Origin of the sequence: Aquimarina macrocephali (genome assembly GCF_051627225.1) — a bacterium.
GTDB classification, from domain to species: Bacteria; Bacteroidota; Bacteroidia; order Flavobacteriales; family Flavobacteriaceae; genus Aquimarina; species Aquimarina macrocephali.
Map to the genome: position 1 here is coordinate 4,906,121 of NZ_CP151795.1, position 20,384 is coordinate 4,926,504.

General features: G+C 31.2%; 16 protein-coding genes and 1 pseudogene. 11 read left to right on the forward strand and 6 right to left on the reverse strand.

The window, feature by feature from the left end; genetic code table 11:
* Nucleotides 1-17: 17 nt before the first annotated feature.
* Together AAFU52_RS21750 and AAFU52_RS21755 are read right to left on the reverse strand one after the other, a co-directional pair.
* Nucleotides 18-746: a LytR/AlgR family response regulator transcription factor gene (locus tag AAFU52_RS21750; RefSeq protein ID WP_438423531.1), complete on the reverse strand. Its 729-nt coding sequence runs from the start codon at nt 744-746 to the stop codon at nt 18-20.
* Nucleotides 743-1,783 carry a sensor histidine kinase gene (locus AAFU52_RS21755; protein WP_438423532.1) on the reverse strand — a complete coding sequence of 347 codons (1,041 nt, stop codon included), beginning with the start codon at nt 1,781-1,783 and terminating at the stop codon, nt 743-745. The genes AAFU52_RS21750 and AAFU52_RS21755 overlap by 4 nt, the downstream gene beginning before the upstream one ends.
* Before the next feature lie 223 nt (nt 1,784-2,006).
* Here AAFU52_RS21755 and AAFU52_RS21760 point away from each other — a divergent pair, with 223 nt between their 5' ends.
* The 8 genes and pseudogenes from AAFU52_RS21760 (at nt 2,007) to AAFU52_RS21795 (ending at nt 12,081) form a co-directional block, all read left to right on the forward strand.
* Nucleotides 2,007-2,888: an ABC transporter ATP-binding protein gene (locus AAFU52_RS21760; protein ID WP_438423533.1), complete on the forward strand. Its 882-nt coding sequence runs from the start codon at nt 2,007-2,009 to the stop codon at nt 2,886-2,888.
* A gap of 31 nt (nt 2,889-2,919) precedes the next feature.
* A complete protein-coding gene (locus AAFU52_RS21765; RefSeq protein WP_438423534.1) occupies nt 2,920-6,519 on the forward strand; it encodes a M1 family aminopeptidase in 3,600 nt (1,199 codons plus the stop codon).
* Between the two features lie 128 nt (nt 6,520-6,647).
* A pseudogene (locus AAFU52_RS21770) lies at nt 6,648-6,797 on the forward strand (IS3-like element ISLbl1 family transposase); the annotation flags it as partial.
* 97 nt (nt 6,798-6,894) lie between these two features.
* A complete protein-coding gene (locus tag AAFU52_RS21775; RefSeq protein ID WP_024770153.1) occupies nt 6,895-7,344 on the forward strand; it encodes a KTSC domain-containing protein in 450 nt (149 codons plus the stop codon).
* Nucleotides 7,345-7,425: 81 nt separating this feature from the next.
* Entirely contained in the window at nt 7,426-8,766 is a 1,341-nt protein-coding gene (locus tag AAFU52_RS21780; protein WP_438423535.1) for a DEAD/DEAH box helicase, read from the forward strand.
* Between the two features lie 5 nt (nt 8,767-8,771).
* On the forward strand, nt 8,772-10,082 hold the full coding sequence (locus AAFU52_RS21785; RefSeq protein WP_438423536.1) for a DEAD/DEAH box helicase: 1,311 nt from the start codon (nt 8,772-8,774) through the stop codon (nt 10,080-10,082).
* A gap of 85 nt (nt 10,083-10,167) precedes the next feature.
* A complete protein-coding gene (locus AAFU52_RS21790) occupies nt 10,168-10,359 on the forward strand; it encodes a cold-shock protein (protein ID WP_024770156.1) in 192 nt (63 codons plus the stop codon).
* 168 nt (nt 10,360-10,527) lie between these two features.
* Nucleotides 10,528-12,081 carry a DEAD/DEAH box helicase gene (locus tag AAFU52_RS21795; RefSeq protein WP_438423537.1) on the forward strand — a complete coding sequence of 518 codons (1,554 nt, stop codon included), beginning with the start codon at nt 10,528-10,530 and terminating at the stop codon, nt 12,079-12,081.
* Between the two features lie 3 nt (nt 12,082-12,084).
* Here the strand turns inward: AAFU52_RS21795 and rlmF are convergent, their stop codons facing one another.
* The gene (rlmF, locus tag AAFU52_RS21800) at nt 12,085-12,939 is read right to left on the reverse strand and encodes a 23S rRNA (adenine(1618)-N(6))-methyltransferase RlmF (RefSeq protein WP_438423538.1); all 855 of its coding nucleotides are present in this window, start codon (nt 12,937-12,939) and stop codon (nt 12,085-12,087) included.
* Between the two features lie 11 nt (nt 12,940-12,950).
* Nucleotides 12,951-13,523: a Crp/Fnr family transcriptional regulator gene (locus tag AAFU52_RS21805; RefSeq protein ID WP_438423539.1), complete on the reverse strand. Its 573-nt coding sequence runs from the start codon at nt 13,521-13,523 to the stop codon at nt 12,951-12,953.
* 100 nt (nt 13,524-13,623) lie between these two features.
* Here AAFU52_RS21805 and AAFU52_RS21810 point away from each other — a divergent pair, with 100 nt between their 5' ends.
* Both AAFU52_RS21810 and AAFU52_RS21815 read left to right on the forward strand, forming a co-directional pair.
* Nucleotides 13,624-14,205, forward strand: a complete 582-nt coding sequence (locus AAFU52_RS21810; protein ID WP_438423540.1) for an HD domain-containing protein — start codon at nt 13,624-13,626, stop codon at nt 14,203-14,205.
* Nucleotides 14,198-15,364 carry an MFS transporter gene (locus AAFU52_RS21815; protein ID WP_438423541.1) on the forward strand — a complete coding sequence of 389 codons (1,167 nt, stop codon included), beginning with the start codon at nt 14,198-14,200 and terminating at the stop codon, nt 15,362-15,364. Before AAFU52_RS21810 ends, AAFU52_RS21815 begins: the two co-directional genes overlap by 8 nt.
* 6 nt (nt 15,365-15,370) lie before the next feature.
* Here the strand turns inward: AAFU52_RS21815 and AAFU52_RS21820 are convergent, their stop codons facing one another.
* Together AAFU52_RS21820 and AAFU52_RS21825 are read right to left on the reverse strand one after the other, a co-directional pair.
* Complete coding sequence (locus AAFU52_RS21820) at nt 15,371-16,069, reverse strand: LytR/AlgR family response regulator transcription factor (RefSeq protein WP_024770162.1); 699 nt, start codon at nt 16,067-16,069, stop codon at nt 15,371-15,373.
* 4 nt (nt 16,070-16,073) lie between these two features.
* Nucleotides 16,074-17,753 carry a histidine kinase gene (locus tag AAFU52_RS21825; protein ID WP_438423542.1) on the reverse strand — a complete coding sequence of 560 codons (1,680 nt, stop codon included), beginning with the start codon at nt 17,751-17,753 and terminating at the stop codon, nt 16,074-16,076.
* Between the two features lie 214 nt (nt 17,754-17,967).
* On the opposite strand from AAFU52_RS21825, the gene AAFU52_RS21830 reads away from it, so the two are divergent.
* Nucleotides 17,968-20,367, forward strand: a complete 2,400-nt coding sequence (locus AAFU52_RS21830) for a TonB-dependent receptor domain-containing protein (protein WP_024770164.1) — start codon at nt 17,968-17,970, stop codon at nt 20,365-20,367.
* Nucleotides 20,368-20,384 lie beyond the last annotated feature (17 nt).

The window sequence follows — 20,384 nt, forward strand, 5'->3', positions numbered from 1 at the left end:
TTTAATAAAAATGAGCACTATTTTTTAATAGCATGGGTTAGGTTATGTTTATAAACATTACCAATAGGAATATCAATTCCAGCTACTTTTAATCGATTTCCTTCAATAGTTTGTATTTTTTTAAGCGCTATTATATAAGAGCGATGTATTCTTAAAAATTGATTTTTTGGTAAAGTATTTTCAAAATTGGTCAATCTATCTAATGATGTAATAGTTTCGTTTTCCAGGTGTATTTTGACATAACTTCCTAAACTTTCTAGATATAAAATACTATCTAATTGAATTTGATGCATTTTTTTGTCTCCTTTTACAAATATGCTATCATTTTGATTTACAGTGTTTTTTGGGTTTGAGAAAACTTGATTTTCTGTTCCATTCTGCAAACTATCTATCATTTTCTTTTGACTCTGGGCTTTATTTATAGCTTTTAAAAACCGTTCAAAACTGAAAGGTTTTAAGAGGTAATCCAGAATATTTAGCTCATAACCTTCTATAGCATATTCCTGATAAGCGGTAGTTACAATGATTAAAGGAGGATTATTTAATGTACGTAAAAAATCCAATCCTTTAAGTTTTGGCATATTGATATCCAAAAAAACTAAATCCACATGATTTTCATTCAAATAATTCATTGCATCAAACGCAGAATGGCATTCTTTCACAACATTTAAAAATGAAAGATTAGCGCAATAGTTTTTTATCACTTTATGGGCCAAAGGTTCGTCATCAATTGTAATGCAGTTCATTCTAAATTTAATTTTAAATCAATCGTAAAAACAGTGTCTTTTTTATCAATCCTAAGTTCATGTGCATTTGGATAAATTAAAGATAATCTTCTTTTCACATTTTCAAGACCAATGCCATCATCATTTTTATTTTCGGTATCACTAAAATTATTCTCAATATATAAATGCAATATCTTTTCTGTGGTTTGTAGCTTAAAATTTATAAATGCATTTTTTTCCATATGATCAAAACCATGTTTAAATGCATTTTCTAAAAACACAATTAAGATCATAGGTGCAATTTGTTTTGATTCATCATCGATCTTTTTTTCGAAAGAAATAATTCCACGGTTATGATGCCTCATTTTTTGAAGTTCAATAAAATTTTCTAAATATGTTACTTCTCCACCAATAGATACTTTGGGTTCTTTACAATCATAGATCGTATAACGCATTATTTCAGACAATTTCAAAATTACTGATGGTGTTTTGTCAGATTTTTCTAGTGAAAGAGCATATAAGTTATTTAATGTATTAAAGAAAAAGTGTGGATTGATTTGATTTTTCAGTAATGATAATTCTAAATGAAGGCGATCATTTTCGATCTGATTTATTTTTGAGAGTTGAATAAACCATCTATAGGATAAGTTTAATAACGTAGAAACCAGTATAATAACAATCATGCCAGTGATACCGTTTTCTGGTGCCATTTCCTGGTCAGGTTGATTAAACCAATATTGATCCATTAAGGGTTCACCATAGCCTATTATATACCCCCAACCAATAATCATGATAAGGAGTAATACAATATAAATGAAGTATCGTTTTTTTACTAAATACCTGGGGATAATCCAATATATATTGAAATAAACAGGAGGGGCTATTAACAAAAGAATGCTTGTAGTGGCTTGAAGAAAATAATTAATTAGAGATGATAGTGTAAATACATTCTTATCAGAAAAAACAAAACCTAGTACAACTATTGAGATTATACTAAACAACACTAAAACATGTATTAGAATATTTTTTTTTCTGGTATCCAGTGTTTGGGTTTTCATATCAATGTATTCTTGGAAATAAAAATATTAAAACTATTGGAGTTAGACTATTCTAATTAATGAATACCCTAAAATCATCAATGAAACTATGTTTTTTATTAACGAACAACATTCATTAATGATAATACACTTTTTAGCCATTCATATATAGGAGTTGGTTAAAAAAAATTGATTTCTTCTTTCTCTTACCTTCTTTTTGTTGCTGACTTTAAATCAGTAGCTCATGGAATTAGTAATCAAAAATTTATGTAAAACATATTCAAATGGAGTAAAAGCATTAGATAACCTTTCGCTCGAAATTTCTAACGGAATGTTTGGTTTGTTAGGGCCGAATGGTGCAGGTAAATCTTCATTAATGAGAACTTTGGCCACATTACAGGAAGCAGATAAAGGGACAATACATTTGGATGCCATTAATATTCTCGAAAACCCAATTGAATTACGAAAAGTATTAGGGTATTTGCCACAAGAGTTTGGGGTATATCCAAAGATTACAGCAAAGCAATTATTGGATCATTTAGCAATATTAAAAGGTATCACAAACCGAAAGGAAAGAACAGAATTAGTAAACTTTTTATTGCAAAAAGTAAACCTTTATGAAAAAAGAAACAAAAGTGTTAAAGGTTTCTCGGGAGGTATGAAACAAAGAATAGGTATTGCTCAAGCATTGATAGGCAATCCAAAACTAATCATTGTAGATGAACCAACGGCTGGGTTAGACCCCGGAGAAAGAAATAGATTTCATAACCTTCTGGCTAATGTTGCAGAAGATGTCATCATTATTTTATCTACTCATATTGTAGAAGACGTAAGAGAATTATGTCAAAATATGGCGATCATGAATCAGGGAAAACTCATTTGTAAAGGTAGACCGCAGCATGTAATTGATGAACTAAATGAGAGAGTGTGGCAAAAATTAATTGAACGAAATGAACTTGAAGATTATAGTAATGAATATATAATTATCTCTAATAAAATGGTCGGTGGTAAACCATTGATTCATGTTTTAAGCGACATAAAACCTGGAGTAGGATTTACTCTTGTTTCCCCAACATTGGAAGATGTGTTCTTTTCCAAAATTAATACCATCAGAGAAGTAGTATAAATCTGGATTAATCAACTAAAAACGTAACATTATGTTTAAAGCATTCTTTTTAAAAGAGATCTATATGGGTATAAAAAGTCCCATGTTATATATATTCTTTTTCATATTTACAATAATTGCAGCTATAGGGGTTGTAAATGATAATATAGTGTATGGAGGAGCAATAGGAAATGTATTAAAAAATGCACCTCATATTATAACCATTTATATTGGTAATATGTCAATTTTTAGTTTGTTAATTGCCACTGCATATTTTAACAATGCTGCTTTGAGAGATTATCAAAATCAGTTTGATGAAATCCTTTTTAGCACTCCTATCCATAAAGCCAGTTACTTTTTTGGTCGTTTTTTTGGAGCACTTTTTTTGTCTACGATTCCACTATTAGGTGTGTTTTTTGGATTTTTAATTGGGTCTGATATGGGGCCCGAATCGGGAATGATAAATCCCGATAGAGTAGGAGATCTTAAATTGAGTTTTTTTATAAATAACTATTTCTTATATGTCTTACCTAATATGTTTGTTTCTGGGGTAATCATTTATGCCATAGCCCTAAAATGGAAAAGCACTATTATATCTTTTATTGCTACAGTTATCCTTATTATTGGATATCTGGTTGCAGGAACATTTTTAACCGATATCAGTACCGAGTACTTAGCTGCGTTCACAGATATTTTGGGTGTTAGAGCTTATCAAATAGATTCTAAATACTTTACAAGTGTTGAAAAAAACACAAATGTTATATCTGTAAGTGGTTGGTTATTTGCGAATAGGATTCTATGGGTAGGTATAGGACTTATTATCATCGTTAGTTCATATATATCTTTTTCATTTGTTCAGAAGAGTAAAAAAGTAGAAAAAGAAAAGAAGATCAGCAAAAAGGGACAAGCTATCAAAATTTTTAGTCTTCCAAAAGTGCAAAGCTATTTTAATTTTACAGCTTCAGGAAAGCAGTTTATTAGTTTTTTTAAAATAAACTTTTATGCCATTTTAAAAAGTAACACTTTTAAAATAATGCTTATTGTTGGGACTCTAATTTTAATCAATAAATTACTAAATGGTTTTGATTTTTATGGAGTTAAGTCATATCATGTTACCTATAAAATGTTAGATTTCAATCGACCAATATGTACGATTATTGGAATGGTCATGTTGGTCTTTTTTAGTGGAGAATTGGTGTGGAGAGAACGATCAAGCAATATTAGCGGAGTTATAGATGGATCACCGCATAGTTCAATCGTTTTACTTCTTGCCAAAATTACTTCACTAATAGCGATTAATGTTATATTCGATTTATTTCTGATTTTGATTTCTATAGGTTATCAATTATTAAGTGGATATACTAATCCAGATATCGATGTGTACTTATTAGATTTTATTTACTCAGGATTATTAATGTATATAGCCTGGTCTTGTATTTTGGTCTTTATACAAATCATCATAAACCATAAATATATAAGCTATTTTGTTTCAATAGTATTACTGTTCTTATTTGAGTTTGTTATTGTGGATGCTTTAGGAATAGAGTCATTTATGTTAAATCTTGGTTTTACACCAAGTTATCAATATTCTGATATGAATGGTTTTAGTGAAGCTCTAATTTCAAAAAATTGGTTTAGTTTATATTGGATATTGTTTGGTTTATTACTTATTACTATTGGCAGCCTTTTATGGATAAGAGGAGCTGTAAGAGGAATAAAAGATAGAATTAAGTCTGCCAAAAAGCATTTTACAAAGAAATATGCATTGATTCTAATTACAGTTGTTCATTTGTTTATCCTAACATCGAGCTTTGTTTATTACAATACACAAATAGTAAACCCCTATGCATCTGCTAATGAGATAGAAGAGATGCAGGTTTTTTATGAAAAGAACTATAAAAAATATGAAAACATCCCACAACCCAAATTTGGTGATGTTACTTACGAAGTAGATATATATCCCGAGGAACGTAATTTACTTGCTAAAACTCATGTTGCCTTGTTAAATAAGACAAATGTTGCAATAGATTTTTTGCATTACTCTGTTTCTAAATACTATACAACAGAAAAATGGGATATTACTTTAAACATTCCGAATGCAAAATTAATTTTAGATGATAAAAAACTAGGATACCAAATATATAAATTGAATACCCCACTACAACCAGGCTCTGAAATGAATATTGTTATAGATGCAGTATATAAAAGCAAAGGGTTCGAAAACAGTGTTTCAAATTTACGTGTTGCAAAAAATGGAACTTTTATTCAGGAAGCTTATATACTACCTAAAATCGGATATGACAAAAATAATGAGCTCATGGATCAAAATGTCAGAAAAAAACACAATTTTCCTCCCAGAAAACGAATGACTAAGCTAAGTCCTAATGATCAAATTAATAATAAGCAGAATTATTTTACAGAAGGAGAATCTGATTGGATAAATATTGAAACGATAGTTTCAACTTCTAGCAATCAAATTGCTATTGCTCCAGGAACCTTAGTAAAACAGTGGAAGGCAGATGGGCGTTCATATTTTAAATATAGAAATGATCACAGCTCTTTAAATTTTGTCAATTTTATGTCTGCAGAGTATGAGGTATCTCGTAAAAAGTGGAATGGTATTGATATTGAAGTATATTATCATAAAGATCATGATTATAATATTGATATGATGCTGGATGCTATAGAAAAATCATTGAAGTATTATACCAAAAATTTTGGTCCTTATGTTCATAACCAAGCCAGAATCATCGAGATTCCAAGGTATTATAACTTTGCACAGGCTTTTCCTGGTACAATGCCTTATACAGAAGGTGGTGGGTTTACAACTGATCTTTCAAACAAAAACGATAACAATGTTATCGAAGCTATTATAGCACACGAAATGGCACATCAATACTGGGCACATCAGGTAGTAGGAGCAAATATGCAAGGAGCTACTATGTTATCTGAAAGTTTTTCAGAATATTCTGCATTGATGGTGATGAAAAACAGGGTAAAGGATGATGGTAAGATGAAACAGTTTTTAAACTATGATTTTGAAAAATATTTAAAAGGTAGAAGTGCTGAAGCCAAAAAAGAATTGCCTCTGTATAAAGTAGAGGGGCAAAGCTATATTCATTATGGAAAAGGAAGTGTTGTCTTGTACGCTCTACAAGATTATATAGGAGAAGAAAAAATGAATACTGCCTTAAAAAACTTTTTAGATGAATATAAATATAAGGAATCATCCTATCCAACAACTCATGATTTTTTAAGACATCTAAAACCTCAAGTTCCCGATTCATTAAATTATTTGATAACCGACTGGATAAAAGAAATTACACTATATGATTACAGACTAAAAGATGCTACTTATAAAAGAAAAGGAAACGGAAAATATGAAGTTTCAATGGATATCGAAGCATCTAAAATAAAAGTTGATGGTCTGGGTACTGAAACTAAGGTAAAACAACACGATTGGGTAGATATAGGTGTATATGCAGATACAGAAGAAAAACGCCTTATCTTTTCAAAAAGAGTACTTTTTTCCGATGAAAAAATGAATTTTTCTTTTGAGATTGATACTATTCCTGCAAAAGCTGCAATAGATCCAAAACGATTATTAATAGAACGAGTAATCGATGATAATGTTAGAGAATTTCAAGAATGATATACTCTTCAATTATTTAGAATGAAGGGATAATACCAAATAAACATTAAAACACCCCATATAATTCGTTTCTATTCTGCTTATATCTCGTTAGAAAGCTTGTGCTTAGTTCGACTGGATATAACCGTAATAAGTATGGACTTAGATCAGAAGCTGAGTTATCAATCTTTCAATGAATTGAACCTTGGTATAATAGAAGAAGAATACACTCTAGTTTGGGGTATAAAACTATAGAAGAATTTAAAATAGTAATGTTTAATCAAAAAGTAGCTACATAACTCTTAGCTAAATGTTCAATCAAATGGTAGTAAGTCCAAAAAACAAGTGTGTTACAATAAAAAGGTGTAGTTTCGCGCCTGCATTAAAAAGCATATCATGAAGCGCATAAATGAGTATAAGAAGTTATTTAATATTGAAAAAGAAATCGATCTTAAAATATTAAAGAAAAGCTATAGAAACTTAGTAAAAGAATGGCATCCAGATAAATTTCAAGATGGTGATCCTCAAAAAGAAGAAGCAGAAGTAAAAAGCCGTCAAATTATTGATGGTTATCATTTTTTGGTTAGTATTGCTCCAGAAACAAAAACTTCGAATCTAGAGGAGTATACTATAACAACTTCTCAATCTAATATTTTGGATTATCATCATAAAGGTATGTTGTTAGAAATTTCATTTTTAGATGGAACTACTTATGAATATTTTGGTGTACCAAAAACTGTTTATATAAAAATGATTAATTCTGATAAGCTTTATAGATTTGCTAAAAGAAACATTTTTAATTCATATCTATATAGAAAATCAAAGAAAACGCTTCAAGAAGCATAAACTCTGGATACTTATTATTAGCTTGTTGTTTAATAATTATATAGTATAAAGAGTATATGTCTAAGTGTATAAAATCATCTTATGTCAAAACAGTTTTTAAAATTAGGTATTACCGAACCAATCCAAAAAAGACTTTTGGATTTAGATATTAATATCCCAACAGATATTCAAAAGAAAGCAATTCCGGTTTTGTTAAATCAAAAAGAAGATTTTGTTGGTTTAGCCAAAACGGGGACAGGAAAAACGGCTGCATTCGGATTGCCATTGTTGCAAATGATTGATGTAAATAATCCGACCATTCAGGCTGTAATATTAGCTCCGACCAGAGAATTAGGCCATCAGATTCATGATAATTTAAAATCTTTTAGTACATATCTATCAGAGATTTCTATAGCATCAGTTTGCGGAGGAATTCCTATTAAACCTCAAATTGAACGTTTAACCAATCCTACTCATATAGTTATTGCAACACCCGGTCGCTTAATTGATTTGATGAATCGTGGTGCTATTGATATTAAAAGTGCTAATTATCTGGTTCTTGATGAAGCCGATGAGATGTTAAGTGCACTTAAAGAAGGTTTAGATAAAATAGTTGCGGTACTACCAAAAAGTAGGAGAACCATTCTGTTTACCGCTACAATGCCAGGGACGATAAAGCAAATGATGCAAAATTATATGTCAAAACATATAATTCAAGTAAGTGCAGATATGGAAACCGTTGGACATCAAGGTATAGATCACCGGTATGTTGTTGTAGAACCTATAGAGAAATTAGAAGTTTTAATGCATTTTCTTAGTTCAAAAGAAGGAGAGCGAGGTATTATCTTTTGTAAAACAAAAGCGGCAGTAAATAAGCTGGCAAAGAATCTTGCTATTAATAAATTTTCTTCTGGAGCACTACACGGTAGCTTATCACAACCTATCCGTGATAGAATTATGGAACAATTTAGAGAAGGACATATAGATATTCTTGTTGCTACAGATTTGGCTGCCAGAGGAATTGATATCAAAGAAATATCATATGTAGTCAATTATCATTTACCAGATGTTTACGATACTTATGTACACCGAAGTGGAAGAACGGCAAGAGCAGGAGCAAAAGGGTTATCTTTAACTATAATACAAGAAGAAGAGATAGAAGATATTCCAGAATTTGAATCTGTTTTAGGTATAGTTTTTAAAGAATTCAAAAAAGCTGATGTACAAAGTATCGAAGAAAACAATGGGCTTTTGTGGGCAAAGAAGATATTTAAAACCAAACCCAATCATACAATTTCTAATGAGTTTAAAGATAAGATTAAAACAGTTTTTCATCACCTAACCAAAGAGGAATTGATAGAGAAACTGTTAGCAAATTACCTTGCACAACATACAAATTCTACTCATACAAAAACGGAAATACCTAAGAAGAAAAAGAAATAAAACGTATGGCAAATATCATTAAAAAGCAACAGCATATTCTTGATAAATTAAATATTAAGTGTTTGAATCCAATGCAGGAAGATACTCTTGTTGCCATTGAAGAAACCGAAAATACAATTATACTTTCTCCTACCGGAACAGGTAAAACTCTGGCATTTTTATTACCTATTATTGCTAATTTAGATCCTGAATGTACAGAGATACAAGCTTTAGTTTTGGTGCCATCAAGAGAATTAGCTATTCAAATAGAACAAGTGGTTAGAGAAATGGGATCAGGATATAAAGTAAATGCTGTATATGGTGGACGCTCTATTTCTAAAGATAAAATAGAACTGAAGCATACACCTGCAATTCTTATTGGCACACCAGGCAGAATAGCAGATCATTTCAGTAGAGAACGTTTTTCTAAAGAAAGCATAAAAACACTAGTACTGGATGAATTTGACAAATCATTAGAAGTTGGTTTTGAATACGAAATGAGAGGCATTATAAATGAACTGCCAGAAATAAATAGAAGAATATTAACCTCTGCCACACAAGAAATAGACATTCCTGATTTTGTCAAATTAGAAAACCCAACTATTATTGATTACTTGGGTGAAGGTGTTTCTAATTTAACAATAAAAACGGTAGTATCTCCTTCAAAAAACAAGTTAGATACTCTTGTTGCATTATTACATCAATTAGGTAATCAACCCGGAATTATATTTTGCAATCTAAAAGATACTATAAGTGAGGTGAGTCACTTCCTGGATAAAAATAATATTAGTCATGGTTGTTTTTATGGAGGAATGGAGCAGAAAGATAGAGAGCGTTCTTTAATCAAATTTAGAAACGGTACCCATCAGATTATTATTGCTACCGATTTGGCAGCCAGAGGAATCGATATCCCAGAGATTAAATATATTGTTCATTACCAGCTTCCTTTAAAAATAGAAGAATTTACACATCGAAACGGCAGAACAGCCAGAGTAAATGCTAAAGGAACTGCTTATGTATTGAAATGGGAAAAGGAAAACTTACCAGATTTTATTGAAAATGCTAAAATAGAAACGATTACTAAGCACTCTGTACGAGAACCTCAATATTGGCAAACTTTATTTATTTCTGGAGGTAGAAAGGATAAAATTTCTAAAGGAGATATCGCCGGATTATTTTTTAAACAAGGTAAAATTAATAAGGATCAATTAGGAGTTATAGAGTTAAAACAAGATTGTACGTTTGTTGCTGTTCCTGTTTCTATAGCCGATGAACTAGTCGCAACATTGAATAATAGTAGGTTAAAGAAGAAAAAAATAAGAGTAACCAATATCTAGAAAGAAATAAAGTTTCATTGCTTGTAAATTTATGGCATCATATTTGAAATGCATAAAGTAATTATTAAAATTAAATTATATTACAATGAGTAAAGGAACAGTAAAATTCTTCAACGATGCCAAAGGTTTCGGTTTTATTAAAGAAGAAGGTTCAAACCAAGAGTATTTTGTTCACATTTCTGGATTAGTCGATGAGATTCGTGAAGGCGATGAAGTAGAGTACGACCTTAAAGAAGGTAACAAAGGATTGAATGCAGTAAACGTAAAAGTTATCTAAACATATACGCTTAAATTTTGTATCAAGAGGCCCATCATTATTGATGGGCCTCTTTCTTTATAATACGCTGAAAGAACATTTCTTATAAAGTTTATCATTTTTTAAGACAAAATCCTTTCAAAACTCCTGAAAGGCATTAATTTTACAGGCCTAAAAAAATGAAAAGTTATGTCTGAGATGACTACAGAGTCAGAAGAAAGAAAAACCGGTAAAGAATTATACAGTTACCAAAAAGGAGCAATCAATAAGATTTTTAAAAGTTTTGAAGACGCTCCAGAAGATTATCATCTGTTATATCAACTACCAACTGGTGGTGGTAAGACAGTGATTTTTTCTGAAATAGTAAGACAATACCTTAAACATCATAACAAAAAAGTGTTAGTGATGACACATCGTATAGAACTGTGTAAGCAAACATCTAAAATGCTAACCGGGTTTGGGGTAATTAATAAAGTAGTTGATAGCAAAGCAAATCTTGATGATCAGGAGGAGTATAGTTGTTTTGTGGCTATGGTAGAAACTTTAAATAATAGACTAAATGAAGATAAGCTTGATATCTCAGACATTGGTTTAGTCATTATTGATGAAGCACATTATAACTCTTTTACCAAATTATTTAAGTTTTTTGAAAAATCGTTTATTTTAGGAGTTACGGCTACACCATTGAGTTCGAATATGAAATTGCCGATGAAGGATAACTATAATGAATTGATTGTTGGTGAAACGATAGAATCTTTAATCGAGAATGAATTTCTTGCTCGCGCAGAAGTCTTTGCTTATAATATGGGATTGACATCTTTAGAGGTTGGATCCAATGGAGATTATACAGTAAAATCATCAGAAGACCTGTACACAAATCAAGATATGCTGGGTAAATTACTAGACGCATATAAAAAACATTCTTTGGGTAAGAAAACGCTAATTTTTAATAATGGAATTAATACTTCATTACATGTTTTTGATACATTTAGAGCAGCAGGATTTCCCATTGCACACTTAGATAATACGGCCACAAAAAAACAGAGAAGTCAAATCCTAAAATGGTTTAAAGAAACACCTAATGCTATTTTAACATCGGTAAGTATCTTAACTACAGGATTTGATGAACCTACGGTAGATACAATTATCTTGAATAGAGCTACCAAATCTTTGACTTTATATTATCAAATGATTGGTCGTGGTTCTCGTATTCTTAAAAACAAATCTAAGTTTTCTGTAATTGATTTAGGAAATAATCTCTATCGTTTTGGACCATGGGGAGCAGATTTGGATTGGCAAAAAATATTTAATTCACCAAATTATTATATGGATAAACTCCTTAATGATGAGGAGATTGAAGGGAAGTTTAGACATGAGATGCCAGCAGAATTAAGAGCAGAGTTTGCTAATTCTGAAGAAGTATATTTTGATATCAAAGAGACATATATACAATCTGTAAAGAATGGCCAATCATCTAAGGTTGTATTGGAGCAATCTATAGCTCAGCACGCCAAGATATGTGTCGAAAATAGTGAAGATATTTATGACGCATTGGGGTTAGCTAAAATGCTGGGAGAGGATATTAATTATAGAATTCAGGCCTATGCTAAATGTATCAGTAAGAGTACTCATAATTTCTTGACTTGGTTAAAAGATGATTATCGAAAGAAACTAAGTACCCATTTACGTGATAATTTTGATACTTTGTTTGAAGAAATTCATGGGAGACCACCAGAAGATTAGTCTCTAAAATTTCCAAACAATAAGTCGGCTTCTTTTATTACCCTGCTCCATTGCAATGGTAGTATGTGTTGCCTTCAGTTTATTTAATTGTTTCTCTAATTTAGGAAGATGCTCTTTTTTAGAAACTAGACTTGTAAAAAAACCAACTTGTTTAGCAAAAGTAACGCTTTGTTTTATCATTCGTTTTAAGAATAGGGCTTCACCACCATTACACCAGAGTTCATTGGCTTGACCTCCAAAATTAAGTTCAATATTTTCTGAAATCCCTAAATTCTTTAACTTTCTAAGTGTCCCTTTAGAAGCTTCTTTTTGTGAGGCATGAAATGGAGGATTACACATCGTAAAATCAAAGAATTCCTCATTTTTTATAATTCCTTCAAATATATTCGCATTGTTAGTCTGGTGTCTTATTTCAATAGTATCACTTAGCTGTTGATTTATTTTAATATTGTTTTTTGCAGATATCACCGCTTTTTCATCAATATCTGCTCCTACCATATACCAATCATATACTTGTGCCCCTAAAATGGGATAAATACAATTGGCACCCATGCCAATATCTAAGCCCTTTATTTTGGTAGTAACTTCTTCTTTTGCCAGCATATCAGCCAAATGATGTATATAATCCACTCTCCCGGGAATAGGAGGGCAGAGATAATCTTTAGGGATACTCCAATCCTTTAATCCATAATAATGCTTTAAAATAGCTCTGTTTAACTCCAAAACTGCTTTTTGGTCAGAGAAATCTATTGTGCTATTCCCAAATGTATTGATAAAGACAAAAGCTTCTAATGCTTCATGCACATTAATTAGTGTTGTAAAATCATATGGTTTATTATGAATATTATTGGGATGCACGCTTATTTAATTTATTTATTATTCTTATCATTTAATTTCATCAATACCCTGTTTAAGCTTCTTAAGGTAATTCCCATATAATTAGCGATATCTTTTTTAGAAATCACTTCAGTAAGCTCCGGGAAGGCTTCTTCAAGCTTTAGAATATTATCTTCTATGGTATAGGATTGTTGGTAAGAATGTCTTGGCGCCTTATAACTAATTTTAACTGCCATAGCTTTCATAACCAATCTATTAAATCTTTTGTCTTGCTCTAATAAGTAATTAAAATTTGTATATGAAATTTTATAAACTTCTAGTCTTGTAATTGCTTCAATACTACAAAAACTTAATTTACCACTAAAGACTTCTAATTCTCCAAATTTCATTCCTTTGCCCAGGAACTCCTGAATAAAATCTTTTCCATTTTCATCAGACAAATAACATTTTGTGATGCCCTCTTTAATAATAAAAACAGAAGCATATCTTTTATCTTGTTCTATTATTTTTTGTTTTGGCAGAAATCTTTCTTCAATAAAATAGTTAATATCCAAACGACAAAGAATATCAATATAATCCAATAATTCCTGGTCCGTTCTTATCATTTTTTCTTGTACTTGGACATTTGTCCTTTTTATTTAATTCAACAAATTATTTCTTTGAACTCAGTAAAATTATACAATAAAAAGGGATAAAATATTGCAAATGGAAAGATTATTAAAACAGATAGAATTTATTAAAGAAATCGATAAAATCAAATACATTCAACGTCAAACCAAATTATTTAATAGTAATAGACGAGAAAATGATGCAGAACATAGTTGGCATTTGGCTATGATGGCACTTGTTTTGGCAGAGCATTCTAATGCATCTATTGATATTCTTAAAGTTTTAAAAATGGTATTGATTCATGATATTGTTGAAATAGATACAGGTGATATTTTTATTTATGATACTGTAAAAAACCATGTAAATACTGAAGAAGAGCTAAAATCTGCTAAGCGAATATTTGGAATACTTCCAGAGGAACAATCAAAGGAACTAATAGAAATTTGGTTAGAGTTTGAAGAAGGAAAAACTAATGAGGCAAAATTTGCCAAAGCATTAGATAGATTTGAGCCTACTCTTCAGAATGATTCTAATAGTGGCGGTACATGGCATGATTTTGATGTTGAATACCAAAAAGTACACGAAAAAACAAAAACTATAAATAAAGGTTCTAATAGCTTGTGGGAGTATTCTGAATTATTAATTAATACATATTATAAAGTCGTATTGGATGATTAATAAGAAGCATTCTATCTATACGATTAATTTTGCATTGATTAGCTTAAGCTCTTTATTCTTTTCAGCGAGCTATAATATGCTAATCCCAGAATTACCTGCGTATTTAAGTAGTCTTGGTGGGGCAGAATATAAAGGGTTAATCATTTCTTTATTTACACTTACGGCAGGTTTATCAAGGCCTTTTAGTGGTAAAATCACAGATACAATCGGTCGCAAACCAGTAATGACTATTGGTATAATTGTATGTTTAATATGTGGTTTTTTATACCCTGTGCTAACTACTATTTCTGGTTTTCTTTTTTTAAGACTATTACATGGTTTCTCTACTGGTTTTAGCCCAACAGCAATTTCTGCATACATAGCAGATATTGTTCCCAAAGAACGTTGGGGAGAAGCTTTCGGGATACAAGGTTTATGTTTTAGTACAGGTCTGGCTTTGGGGCCAGCTCTGGGGAGTTTTATCAAAATGTATTATTCTTTTGATGTACTGTTCTATAGCTCTTCATTAGTTGCTTTCATATCTGTCGCTTTAGTCGTAAATGCAAAAGAAACCCTTAAAACTCCCCAGCACTTTAATAAATCTATTCTCAAGATTTCAAAAAATGACATCATTGCAATAGAGGTTCTGCCATCGGCAATTGTAACTTTTTTATGTTATATAGCTTTTGGAGTTATTTTAACTTTAATTCCAGATTGGAGTGATCATTTGGGTATTATTAATAAAGGGACATTTTTTATTGTTTTTACTATTTCTTCGTTGTGTATTCGATTTATGACGAGGAAAGTATCAGATAATTATGGACGAAAAATTATAATTATTATAAGCCTTATCATTTTATTTTTGGCACTCATCCTAATCGGCTTCCTGGATACGGCTAATGGATTGCTTATTGCATCAGTTTTCTATGGATTAGCGATGGGAATACTATCTCCAACATTAAACGCCTGGACTGTGGATATGAGTGACCCTAATCATAGAGGGAAAGCAATGGCTACAATGTACATTGCGCTAGAAGCGGGTATTGGTTTGGGGGCTTTCTTTTCTGGATGGTATTATCAAGATATGATTTCTAAAATCCCACTAATTATGTATACGTGTGCATTTATGGTTTTTATAGCATTTATATATATGATGTATAAACTTAAAGAGAAATCATAAAAAAAACTAAAGCCATTTAGCTTTTATGTCTTTATATTTTGTTCTTCCGATGGGAATAAGCTCTCCATTTTTTAATTCTGCAATATACTTACTACCTGATTTCACAATAATTTCTTTTATCTCAGACATTTTTACTAGATATGATTTATGAATACGCTCAAAAGTTTCTGGTAGCAGTTGCTCCAGTTTTTCGAGGGTTTTATCATGTAATTCTTTTCTTCCATTAGTAAGAAAAAGTTCTGTATATGCACCCGCTCCCTTTATAAAAAGTACATCTTCAATTGGGATCAGTTGTATTCGACCTTTTTTCTTAACTGCCAAAAGTTTAATCTTATGAGTTTCTGTCTTTTCTTTCGACAATACCCTGTTAAAGGCCTGCTCTAATCTGTCCATGCTAAAAGGCTTAGGTACAAAGTCTAGTACACCATATTCAAAAGCAGATATTGCCTGTTCACTATTTGCAGAAATGATAACGGTATGAAACGATTCTGAGACTGCTGTACCAAGGATATCAAACCCACTTTCTCCATTAAGATTTAAATCCAGAAGTACGATATCCAATGAATTATTTTTAATAAATTCTAGTGCTTCAGGTAGTGTTTCTACGCGATGTAATGAATGCAGAGTATTTGTAAAGAATTCTCTGGTCATTCTTTCAATTCTCTTAGCAATTCTGGCTTCATCTTCAACTATTAGTATATTCATAGGGCTAGTTATCTATTTTTATACTGTTTTTCCAACCGTTTGGAATAGCTTCAGAAGAAAAATTCCATTTAGAAGCATAGCTTTCAGTTAGTCTTGCTTTTATATATTTAATTCCTGTGCCTTCTATTATCTTTTTTTCTAGATCTCTCACTTTGGCAATTGTTAAAAATGTATAGGTTTTATAAGTATCACCGGTTTCAAAAATTAATTTGAATGTTACACTATTATTTTCATTAGCAAGGCTATGGGTTATTCCATTTTCTAATAAGGTATGTAGTATTCCCGGAGGTATTTTTTGATTTGGATCTATATTTTCTTCTTCCCAATGATATTTTATTTCCTTTCGATATTCCATAATATTAAGGTGCGTACGGCATAATTCTATTTCCTGACCAATAGGAATTAGAGTTTGATTTTCTATTTGGTTAAAAAGTTTAAATTCCTGTGCCAGTGCTTCTATAAAAGCAACACCTTTTTGTGGAGACTCTTCAACCCAATCTATTAATGAAGTAAGGGTATTCATCAAAAAATGAGGTTGAATATTCTTTTTAAGTAATTCTAGTCGAAGGCGGGTAGACTGTACCAAAGATTCTTCATAAGCAAGTCGTTGTTCTTTTGTTCTCACAGAGAGGATATAAAACATGCCTAGAAGGATAATACCAAAACCGGCAAAAAGACTGATATCGTAATAAGTAATAGCATTTATAAGAGCGCAGGATAATAACGCTAATAGTACTATAATAGCTCCTTTCGTTTTTTTATAAGCCCCAAAAAGTATAATCCCAAAAGAAAAAAACCACATGGTCATTGCCATATTATAGGCAGTTAAATCATAACTATAGTGATTGATTAAAAAAACAAATAATAATACTCCTATATATGTTATTAATACAGTTTTCCGTTTAGGAAAAGGAAATTGTAATGAAAAATATAAAGGCACCAAAATGGCAATACAAAATGTTAACCCTCCTATAATCTCTAATCTAATATGATGCTGACTATAATGAATAGGGATATAAAACTTAACGTACTCCATCATAATCAGAGCAAAAAACAAAAAACAATTAATGCTAAAGATTAAGATTGGATATCCCTTTTTTTCGCTTAGAAAAAGGAAAAAGAAGTAAAGAGAAGCAATTAGGAAAGCACCAGCAAAAATATGCATAAATGCTGTATTAATAAGTTCTGATCGTACCAAATGATCATAATCGTCAACATGTATATAAAGTTTTCTCCAGTGATTGGGAAAATAATATAAGCTAGTTTTTAAAGCCACTACATGTGACCCTTTTGTTGCTAGAGTATCGGGTATGCTAAAAGTAGCCCATAATTCACCTGAAGGTTCATGAGTAGCTTCTTGCCCTGGATTTCCATTTTTTCCAATGAGTACTCCATCCCAAAAGAGATCATATTCTCCAAAAGTATTTATAAATACTCCATAACGTTGAAATAATTCTGGGGCTTCTGTAATTTCAACTTCGGTTCTGGACCAAAAAACTTCTCCTCCCGTTACGACTACCTCATTTTTCCATTGTTGGTGATCCCAATCTTTAGTTGCCCATTGCGATTGATCACCGAGCATATATACAGAATCATGTGTCTTGTAATACTTAGATCTGGAACAAGAACTCACTAATATAACAGTGATAAAAATAAGAAGGCGATATAATAATTTAAAATTCATGCATCATAAATAGTATGAAGTAAAATTAACTTAAAAACAGGACTTCTTAGAGCTGTTCATCCATATATAGAGCAGTTGATGAAAAATACCTTGAAAAGATACTGACTAAAACCGAGTTTTACTCTCATCAATTAAAAATCGACAGTATGTGATATGCCATAATCTATATGAATACTGGCAATTCCATCTGATAACTAAAAACAAGTAATAACAGATGAAACAAAATTTAAAAGCCTTAATGATAGTCTGGTTTTCAGTAACCTGTACTATGGCACAACAATCAAAAACTGGAAAAGCAGAGATTACCGGAAAAGTAATTGAGAATATCACAAATGAAGCTTTACCATTTGCATCAGTAGTTTTAAAAGATGCTACACAGCAATTAGTTGAAGGAGTAATTACTAATGAGGAAGGAGTATATATTATTATGGATATTCCTGTCGGGAAGTATAACTTAGAAATAACATATACTGGGTTTCAGGCACACTCAGAACCATTAGAAATCAAAGAATCTCGTCAAAAAATAAATCTAAAACCTATCCTGTTATTAGAAGAAACTGTTTCACTAGATGAAGTAAAAATTACTACCGAGGTATCACAAGTTTCTTTACGTTTAGACAAAAAGGTATTTAAAGTAGGTAAAGATATATTATCACAAAGTGGTTCGGTTACTGATGTATTAGGTAATGTACCATCTGTTGCGGTAGATCCATCAGGAACGGTACAATTAAGAGGTAATGCCAATGTTACTATTTTAATTAATGGCAGACGTTCTGGTTTAACATCTGCCCAGGCATTAGAACAAATTCCATCTGATAATGTAGATCGGGTAGAGGTAATCACTACTCCTTCTGCAAGATATGATGCTTCAGGATCTGCGGGGATCATTAATATTATTCTTAAGAAGAATACCAAAGGAGGATTAACAGGACAATTAAGAGGGGTTGTAGGAACTCCAGATGATTATAGATTATATGGTAGTTTTAGCTATAAAGCAGATAAATTCAACTTTTTTGCTAATGCCGGAATACGATATACAGATTATGAAGGAGAGTATACTAAACAACAAACATCTACAAGAAATAATACCACTGTACATTTAGACCAACGTGAAGATCAGGACAGACATGATGATGGAAAATTAATTTATGTTGGTGCAGACTACTATCTCAATGAAAACAATGCTATCACAGCTGCTTTTTATAGAAACCAAACAGAAGATACTGATGAAACAATGCTTTCTTATGGGTATACCTCTACTACGGCAGCTATCGATAGCATATTAACAACTTTAGGAAATTCTAAAGAAAAAAGGTCTTATAACCAGCTTGAAATGAATTATACCAAAACCTTTGTTAAAGAAGGGCGTAAATTGACTTTTGATCTGCAGTATGATTTCTGGGATAGTACAAAAAAATGGGGGGTACGCACTCAAAAAGTGACGCCTACAATTACTCCAATATCAAATTTAAGAACAAAATCTACAAACAAGAATAATGATATTGTTTTACAATCTGATTTTGTAACTCCTTTTGGAGAAAATACAAAACTGGAAATCGGAGCTAAGTTTGAAAACAGGCATGTAACCGATGGATTTATTGCCGAAGAGTTTGTAAATGGTAACTATCAACTATTAGATAACCTGGATAATGAGATTGCATACGACGAACGAATTATTGGAGGATATGTTCAATACGGAAGTAAGATAGGTAACTTTAGTTATTTACTAGGTTTAAGAATAGAAGATACTAATATCAACATCAAGGATGAGGAAGGTAGTTTTAATAACACTAATACTTTTACGAATCTATTTCCTACGTTAAACTTAGGATATGCTATTGGTGAAAAAACAAATCTTCAAGTAAGTTATAGTAAAAGAATAAACAGACCTTCATTATGGCAATTAAATCCATTTTCTGAACTTGAAGATTTTAATACCCGATTTTTTGGTAATCCAACATTAAAATCTGCATTTACTGATGCTGTAGAAGTATCGCTTTTACAAAAAGGAACAAAATTCACCATAAATCCAAGTATTTATTATTCCTATACTACAGATGATACACAATGGTATACTACTCAGAATGATGACGGTATTTTTGTAAGTACAATTATCAATTTAGATTTAGAAAAACGATATGGTTTTGAGCTTTCAGCTTCTTATAATCCACTAAAATGGCTTAGTTTTAATGGAGATTTTAATGCCTATCGTTTTAGCCAGGAAGGTACAGCTGGGACACAAAAACTGGACTTCTCTGATGAAACATGGCAAACTTCTTTAAGTACCAGAATAAGGCTTAAACATGGTATTTCAATTCAGAGTAGGTTTAATTACCAGGGAGAAAGAGGTAATGCTCAATCTAAAAGAAAATCAATTTCATATCTGAACTTGGGAGCCAGTAAAAAATTATTTAAAAATAAAGCGAATTTGATCTTTAATGTTAGTAATGTTTTTGATAGTCGTAAAACTCGACAAGAGATAACGGGTACAGATTTTTTTGTAAACCAGGTAAGAAGTCGTAATGGCGCAAGATGGTCATTGAGTTTTGTATACAAGTTTAATGGAAAATCTGGACATAAAGATCGACAAGTACAACGAAGTAATAGAAACTAATCGAGTACATTAGAACA

Excerpts from the sequence above, each read along its gene's own strand:
- AAFU52_RS21820 (WP_024770162.1), bottom strand. The coding sequence starts at position 16,069 with ATGAATATACTAATAGTTGAAGATGAAGCCAGAATTGCTAAGAGAATT.
- AAFU52_RS21775 (WP_024770153.1), top strand. The coding sequence starts at position 6,895 with ATGAAGCGCATAAATGAGTATAAGAAGTTATTTAATATTGAAAAAGAA.
- AAFU52_RS21790 (WP_024770156.1), top strand. The coding sequence starts at position 10,168 with ATGAGTAAAGGAACAGTAAAATTCTTCAACGATGCCAAAGGTTTCGGT.
- AAFU52_RS21805 (WP_438423539.1), bottom strand. The coding sequence starts at position 13,523 with ATGATAAGAACGGACCAGGAATTATTGGATTATATTGATATTCTTTGT.
- AAFU52_RS21810 (WP_438423540.1), top strand. The coding sequence starts at position 13,624 with ATGGAAAGATTATTAAAACAGATAGAATTTATTAAAGAAATCGATAAA.
- AAFU52_RS21795 (WP_438423537.1), top strand. The coding sequence starts at position 10,528 with ATGTCTGAGATGACTACAGAGTCAGAAGAAAGAAAAACCGGTAAAGAA.
- AAFU52_RS21825 (WP_438423542.1), bottom strand. The coding sequence starts at position 17,753 with ATGAATTTTAAATTATTATATCGCCTTCTTATTTTTATCACTGTTATA.
- AAFU52_RS21780 (WP_438423535.1), top strand. The coding sequence starts at position 7,426 with ATGTCAAAACAGTTTTTAAAATTAGGTATTACCGAACCAATCCAAAAA.
- AAFU52_RS21760 (WP_438423533.1), top strand. The coding sequence starts at position 2,007 with ATGGAATTAGTAATCAAAAATTTATGTAAAACATATTCAAATGGAGTA.
- AAFU52_RS21765 (WP_438423534.1), top strand. The coding sequence starts at position 2,920 with ATGTTTAAAGCATTCTTTTTAAAAGAGATCTATATGGGTATAAAAAGT.
- AAFU52_RS21785 (WP_438423536.1), top strand. The coding sequence starts at position 8,772 with ATGGCAAATATCATTAAAAAGCAACAGCATATTCTTGATAAATTAAAT.
- AAFU52_RS21750 (WP_438423531.1), bottom strand. The coding sequence starts at position 746 with ATGAACTGCATTACAATTGATGACGAACCTTTGGCCCATAAAGTGATA.
- AAFU52_RS21815 (WP_438423541.1), top strand. The coding sequence starts at position 14,198 with ATGATTAATAAGAAGCATTCTATCTATACGATTAATTTTGCATTGATT.
- AAFU52_RS21755 (WP_438423532.1), bottom strand. The coding sequence starts at position 1,783 with ATGAAAACCCAAACACTGGATACCAGAAAAAAAAATATTCTAATACAT.
- AAFU52_RS21830 (WP_024770164.1), top strand. The coding sequence starts at position 17,968 with ATGAAACAAAATTTAAAAGCCTTAATGATAGTCTGGTTTTCAGTAACC.